General features: G+C 71.3%; 6 protein-coding genes. 1 reads left to right on the top strand and 5 read right to left on the bottom strand.

All coding sequences use genetic code 11. The features are described from left to right. Together QL987_RS16480 and QL987_RS16475 are read right to left on the bottom strand one after the other, a co-directional pair. Positions 1-1,104, bottom strand: a 1,104-nt coding sequence (locus tag QL987_RS16480) for an iron ABC transporter permease (RefSeq protein WP_290158731.1), incomplete at its 3' end; no start/stop codon positions are given. Positions 1,105-1,175: 71 nt separating this feature from the next. Next, a complete protein-coding gene (locus tag QL987_RS16475) occupies positions 1,176-1,970 on the bottom strand; it encodes an alpha/beta hydrolase (RefSeq protein ID WP_290158729.1) in 795 nt (264 codons plus the stop codon). Between the two features lie 132 nt (positions 1,971-2,102). Here QL987_RS16475 and QL987_RS16470 point away from each other — a divergent pair, with 132 nt between their 5' ends. Beyond that, a complete protein-coding gene (locus tag QL987_RS16470) occupies positions 2,103-2,900 on the top strand; it encodes a response regulator transcription factor (RefSeq protein WP_290158727.1) in 798 nt (265 codons plus the stop codon). 56 nt (positions 2,901-2,956) lie between these two features. On the opposite strand, the gene QL987_RS16465 is transcribed toward QL987_RS16470, so the two are convergent. From QL987_RS16465 to QL987_RS16455, 3 genes are all read right to left on the bottom strand, one after another. After that, complete coding sequence (locus tag QL987_RS16465; protein ID WP_290158725.1) at positions 2,957-4,279, bottom strand: extracellular solute-binding protein; 1,323 nt, start codon at positions 4,277-4,279, stop codon at positions 2,957-2,959. 132 nt (positions 4,280-4,411) lie between these two features. After that, positions 4,412-5,242 (bottom strand): carbohydrate ABC transporter permease, encoded by an 831-nt coding sequence (locus tag QL987_RS16460; RefSeq protein WP_221849300.1) that lies wholly within the window; start codon positions 5,240-5,242, stop codon positions 4,412-4,414. Continuing rightward, positions 5,242-6,183 (bottom strand): sugar ABC transporter permease, encoded by a 942-nt coding sequence (locus QL987_RS16455; RefSeq protein ID WP_290158723.1) that lies wholly within the window; start codon positions 6,181-6,183, stop codon positions 5,242-5,244. Before QL987_RS16455 ends, QL987_RS16460 begins: the two co-directional genes overlap by 1 nt. Positions 6,184-6,327 lie beyond the last annotated feature (144 nt).

Raw genomic sequence — 6,327 nt, 5'->3', positions numbered from 1 at the left:
GGGGGTGGACGTGGGGGCGGTGCGGCGGAGGAGGACCAGGAGGAACGGCGCACCGAGCACACCGGTCACGACCCCGACGGGGATCTCCTGGGGCGCGAAGACGGTGCGCGCGACCGTGTCCGCGACGACGAGCAGGACCGCGCCGAGCAACGCCGACACCGGCAGGACCGCCCGGTGTCGGCCGCCGACGAGCCGACGTGCCAGGTGCGGCACGACGAGCCCGATGAACCCGACACCGCCGACCGCGGCGACGATGACGCCGACCATGGCGGAGACACCGACCATCAGGGCCAGCCGCGCGCGTTCGGGGTCGATGCCCGCGGACCGCGCGGAGTCGTCACCGGACGCGAGCGCGTCGATGAACGGGGCGATGACGACGAGCGCGACGAGTCCGAGGCCAGCGGACAGTGCTGCGGCGACGAGTGCGACCGGCTGCACCGACCCCAGCGAGCCCAGCAGCCAGAACAGGACGGAGCGGGCGGCCTCCGGGGAGTCGCTCCAGAAGACCAGGAAGCTCGTCGCCGCGTTGAGGGCGTAGCCGACGGCCAGCCCGGCGAGCACGAGCCGGATCGGCCCGCGACGGCTGGCGGTCCCGGCAAGGGCCACGACCAGCAGCACCGCGCCGATCGCCCCGGCCAGCGCTGCGCCGGAGAAGAGGAGCGCGCTGCCGCCGCCGATGACCAGGACCACGAGTGCGACGCCGGTGCTGGCGCCGGAGTTGATGCCGAGCAGGTACGGGTCGGCCAGGCCGTTCCGCACGAGGGCCTGCAGGACCGCTCCCCCGGCCGCCAGCACGGCGCCGGCGATGATCCCCATCGCGACCCGAGGTGCTCGCGTGCCCCAGACGATCTGGTCGGCGGACGCGGACCAGTCACCGGATCGGACGCCGCTGACGTGGTCGACCACGATGCCGATGACCTGGGTCGGAGCGATCGACACCGGACCGATCATCATCGCGGCGACGGCGACCACGGCGAGCACCACCACGAGCACGGTGATCCGGGCCGCTGCACGACGACGTGAGCGGCGCATCAGGACCACGACGGCGTCGGCCGGACGCGTCGCCGAGGACGTCGGGCGGACCGCCGGCAGCGACTCGGACATGGGTCTCCTTGATGAGAACGGATCTCATTAGTACCAGATCCGGGCGCAGGAGACACAACCGAGCGACGGACTCACATCAACGCGACCCAGGAGCGGAGGGCGTCGATCCACTGGTCGAACGCGTCGAGGTGCGCGTCGTGCGAGGCGTCATGGAGCCGCCCCACCGTCACCGAACGACCACGACGGAGGAACTCCTGCTGCTGCTCTGCGGTGAACATGCCGCCGTCGGCGTACAGGACCAGGGTCGGGGCCGTGACCGACTCCCACTCCGCCCAGCGGGGCGTACCGACCGCCTCGATCGTGGACTGCATGACGTCGGCGTCGAAGCGCGGGTGGAGTCCGTCCGGGAGCTCCTCGAGGTCGGCGACCCAGGCCTCCGCGAGCGGCCCGTCACCGAGCTCGGCCCGAGCGGCCGCCCGATCGGCGAACGGCGTCGACCACGAGCGGAAGAACGCACCGAGAGCAGCGTGGTCCTCCGGCGTGCCGCTGCCCTGGTCCACCTCGAGCAGGACGAGCCCACGCACCAGGTCCGGCCGGGCGGCCGCGACGAGCATGGCCGTGTGCGCGCCCATCGACTGGCCGACCAGCACCACCGGAGGGACGGTGAGCGCGTCGATGACCGAGACCACGTCGGCGACGAACGCCGCGCGCGAGGTGTCCGCGGGGCGCCTGGTGCTCCGGCCGTGGCCCCGCTGGTCGACCAGGACGACGGAGTGGCCGGCGAGGGCCTCTGCCGTCGGGGCGAACTCACGGCTGCTGCCGGCCAGGCCGTGCAGGACGACGACGGTCGGGCCGTCGCCCGGCCACACCAGCGTCGCGATCTCGGTTCCGTCGGCGGTGGTGACCGTGCGCGTCGTCGCTTCCACGGACACGAGCCTAGGGAATGCTCTGAGAGGCACCGATCCCGTGCCACTCCCCCCGATGGACGACTCCGACTCCCGGACGATTCCACCCCTGACCCGGCCCACGAGGCGACCACGGGTCCTACCGTGAGCAGCATGCCGAACCTGCTGCGGGCCTCCATCGTGCCGGCCGTCGCCCTGGCCCTCCTCGCCGCCTGGGTCGCGACGCAACACGGCCAGTTCACCGTGGACGTCCCCCTGCGGGAGGACACCTTCGCCACGAACCGGTACGCGGTCCTGGCCATGGTCGGGTACACCGCGGCACTCGGCCTGGCGCGCCTGCGGCCGACCTGGGCCGTCGTCGGCACGGTGCTGCTGGTGACCCTGCAACTGCTCTTCTGGCCCGCCCGGTTCAGCCAGGCGAGCTGGGTCGGCTACCTGGTCCTCCTGCCGCTTCCCGCGCTCGTCGCGCGGTCTGCTGACCCCGCTCACCGGCGTCGGCTGCTCGCCGGCGTCCTGGCCGCTGCGGTCGGTGTCGGCGCGCTGCTGACGGTCCCGACGGTCTCGCTGTCCGGCCGGTGGGGCACGGTCAACGGCCTCCCCTGGGGTGGCCGCGTCACCAGCGACATCGCGGTGTGGGTCGTCGTGTCGGTCGCGGCCGCAGCGCTGTCCTGGAGGATCGGCGCACGTCGACCGGACACCGCACCGGTCCCGATCACCCCGGTGACGCACCATGCGGTGGTCGCGACACTGTCGACGCGTGAGCGCGAGATCTTCCGGCTCCTCGCCGACGGCTGTTCCAACGCCGACATCGCGCGGCAGGCCTACATCAGCGAGGCGACCGTGAAGACCCACGTCGGCAACATCCTGACCAAGCTCGACCTCGGGTCACGCAACGAGGTGATCGCGTTCGCGTACCGGAACGGTCTGATGGCGCCGGAAGGCGCGCAGTAACGGACGGGAGGCACGGTGCGGGCCCGCACCGTGCCTCCCGTCCGCGACGGCTCAGCTCACTTGCCGGCAGCCTCGTTGTAGTCCGCGATCTGCGCGGACGCCTGCTTCTCGGCCGTCCGCATGGTGGCGCGCACGTCCGCGCCCTCGACCACCCGGTTGAACGCGCCGATGACGGTCGCGCGGACGGTCGGGAACGCGCCGGTCACGCAGCCGGCCGCTGCGGTGCTCGACGGGTCGGCCGCCAGCTGCCGGTACATCGCCGCCACGTTCGGGTCGGCCAGGGACTGCTTGCCGACGCTGGTCGACGCCGCCCCGGTGTCCATCGCCAGGTAGCCGGTCGCCTTCGCCCACTTCGCCTGCACCTCGGGCGTCTGCAGCCACTTCGCGAAGTCGTACGAGGCACGCTGCTCGGCGGTCGAGTGCCCCTTGCCGGAGATCCAGAGCGCGTTGCCGCCGATGACCTGGCCGGCGTCCTTCGACGAGGCGGTGGTGGGGAAGGTCGTGACGACGGACTTCGAGCCGTCCGGGTCGACGGTCGTGTAGGCGCCGGACGAGGTCATCAGCATGCCGACCTTGCCGCTGGCGAAGGCGGAGTTCATGGCGGCGGAGTCGGTGCCCGGGTTCAGCGCGACGCCGTCCTGGTACAGCGACTGCAGCCGGGTCATGAAGCCGACCTGGGTGTCGGAGGTCAGGCTGACCCCGTCGACCTTCGTGGACCCGCGGCCGTTGTCCGGCGAGCAGAAGGGCTTGCCGCCGGAGGCGGAGAGCTCCTCGAGCATCCACGAGTCGGCCATGTTCATGCTGAAGCCGTAGGCACCGGTCGCCTTGTGGATCGCCTCGGCCCAGGTCGCGACCTGGTCGAGGGTCTTCGGCGGGGACTTCGGGTCGAGTCCGGCCCGCTCGACGAGCGCCTTGTCGAGGTACAGGACAGGCACGGACACCGAGAACGGCATCGCTGCCAGTCCGTCCTTGCCGCTGTAGTAGCGCTTGGCGGCCGGGGCCATCGACGAGGTGTCGACCTTGCCGAGGGTGGTGGGCGCGACGGTCTGGCCGGAGTCCATCATGAAGCCGGTCGACACGTCGTTCATCATGAGCAGGTCCGGCGTCGACGAGGACTGCACGGCGGCGGTGTACTTCGTCTGCACCGCCGCGTAGTCACCCTGGTACGAGGCCTTGACGGTGGCGTGGTCGGCGTTGTGGGCGTTGTACTCGGACACCAGGGAGCCGAGTTCGGTGGCGGCGGGGCCGGCCATGGCGTGCCAGAAGTCGACGGTGACGGGACCGGACGAGGCGGCGGTGCCGGAGGCGGAGCACCCGGCGAGCGCCAGCACGGTGGCGGCGCCGAGGACGAGTGCGGCGGTGGAGCGTCGAGGCGACATGGTGCTGCTTCCTGTTCGGGGTGAAGGTGGGAGCTGGGGCGGGAGACGGGAGGGACGGACGGTCACGTGAGCGCGTCGGCGGTCACCGCTGCGCGGTGGCCGTGCAGTGCGCCGGTCACTGCAGTGCGCCGGTCACTTCAGGGCGCCGGCGGTCAGGCCACCGGCCAGGAACCGCTGGGCGACGAGGACCAGGACGAGCACCGGCAGGGTGACCATCGCGGCGCCGGCCAGGACGACACCGACGTCGGACGCCTGGGCGTCGGCGAGTTGGGCGATGCCGACCTGCACGGTCCGGTTCTCCGGCGAGTTCGTGACGAGCAGCGGCCAGAAGAACCCGTTCCACGCGGCCGTGGCGCTGACGAGGGTGACGGACACCAGGGTCGGCCGGGTGATCGGCAGCAGCATCGACCGGATGAACCGGAAGTGGCCGGCGCCGTCGAGCACCGCGGCTTCACGCAGTTCGTCGGGGAAGCTCAGGAACGCCTGCCGGAACAGGAAGATCGTCAGCGCCGACGCGACGAACGGCAGGAACACCACGAGCAGGGTGTCGATGATGTGCCACGACGAGACGGTCAGGTAGTTCGCGATCAGGGTCGTCTCGCCGGGGATCATCATGCTGGCGAGCAGGACGAGGAACAGCGCCCGGGTGCCGCGGAGTCGGCAGAACACCAGCGCGTAGGCGGTCATGATGCCGATCACGACCTGCAGCACCGTCTGGCAGAACGTCACCAGCACGCTGTTGAGGAACTGCTGGCCGAGCGGCACGACCTGTGTCGCACGCACCAGGTTGTCGAGCGTCAGGTGGACGGGCAGCAGACCGGGCAGCCCCTGGTCGAGGTACTCGTTCGGGGTGAGGGCGCCCTCGAACACGTAGTACAGCGGGAAGCACACGACCACGACGGCGGCGATCAGCCAGGCGTAGACGAGGGCGCTGCGGAAGCGCCGGGCGGTGACGGGTCGCATCAGTAGTTCACCCGCTTCTCGAGCACGCCGAACTGCACGAGGGACAGCCCGAGGACGAGCAGGAACAGCACGACGCCGAGCGCTGCCGCCAGCCCGAAGTTCGCGCTCGCCGAGCCGAACGCCTGCTGGTAGATCGCGTAGACGAGCGTGCGGGAGGAGTCGGCCGGGCCTCCCGAGGTGAGGATCTGGATCTGTCCGAACGTGGTGAGCGCCTCGACGGTGCCGGTGACCACGACGAAGAACAGGGTCGGCGTGACCAGTGGCAGCGACACCGACCAGAAGGTGCGGACCGGGCCGGCGCCGTCGAGTTGCGCGGCCTCGACGACCTGCGGGTCGATCGCCCCGAAGGCCCCGACGAGCAGCAGCACGGTGAACCCGAGCGAGCCCCAGACGGTGACGAGGACGACGCTCGCCAGCGCCCAGTGCGTGTCCGTCAGCCACGGGATCCCCTGACCGCCGAGCTGCCGGATCACGGTGTTCACCAGGCCGGTGCCGGGGGCGAGCATCGTCGCGAAGGCGACCGACCCCGCTGACACGGACACGACCATCGGCGAGGTGAGCAGTGCCCGGAAGACCGGCATCCCGCGCAGCTTCGCGGTGAGCGGCACGACGATGAGCAGTCCGAACACGATGCGGCCGGCGACCACGCCGACGCAGAACAGCGCCGTGTTGAGCATGGTCCGGGCGAAGCCCGGGTCGGTGAAGGTCCGGACGTAGTTCTGCAAGCCGACCGATCCGGCGGGCTGGCCGAAGATGTCGGTGCCCTGCGTGCTGAGGACGATGACGCGGACGAGCGGGTAGAAGACGAACACGCCGAACACGACCGACGCCGGCAGGAGCAGGGCCATGCCGACGCGGCGGTCGGACCGCAGCCAGGACCGGGTCGTCCTGGCGGGGCGGGCGGGACCGGCGAGCAGGCCGGGCCGGACGGACACCGTCATGTCGAGCAACCTTCGGGTAGGGAACGTTCCCTATCCGGGAACGGTGTCCACTGTGCGGGCGGTCGGAGGAGCCGGTCAAGCGACGTCAGCGACCCGCCGCCGTCCGTTCACACCGCGTTCAACGGACGAACCACGACGGCGGTC

The sequence above is a fragment of the Curtobacterium sp. APC 4022 genome (assembly GCF_030407555.1).
GTDB lineage: Bacteria > Actinomycetota > Actinomycetes > Actinomycetales > Microbacteriaceae > Curtobacterium.
Note: the sequence above shows the minus strand (reverse complement) of the source record. Positions and strands in the feature narration are given on the sequence as shown.

Bases quoted from the DNA above. Each gene is read 5' to 3' on its own strand.
- QL987_RS16465 (WP_290158725.1), bottom strand. From the start codon at position 4,279: ATGTCGCCTCGACGCTCCACCGCCGCACTCGTCCTCGGCGCCGCCACC.
- QL987_RS16455 (WP_290158723.1), bottom strand. From the start codon at position 6,183: ATGACGGTGTCCGTCCGGCCCGGCCTGCTCGCCGGTCCCGCCCGCCCC.
- QL987_RS16470 (WP_290158727.1), top strand. From the start codon at position 2,103: ATGCCGAACCTGCTGCGGGCCTCCATCGTGCCGGCCGTCGCCCTGGCC.
- QL987_RS16460 (WP_221849300.1), bottom strand. From the start codon at position 5,242: ATGCGACCCGTCACCGCCCGGCGCTTCCGCAGCGCCCTCGTCTACGCC.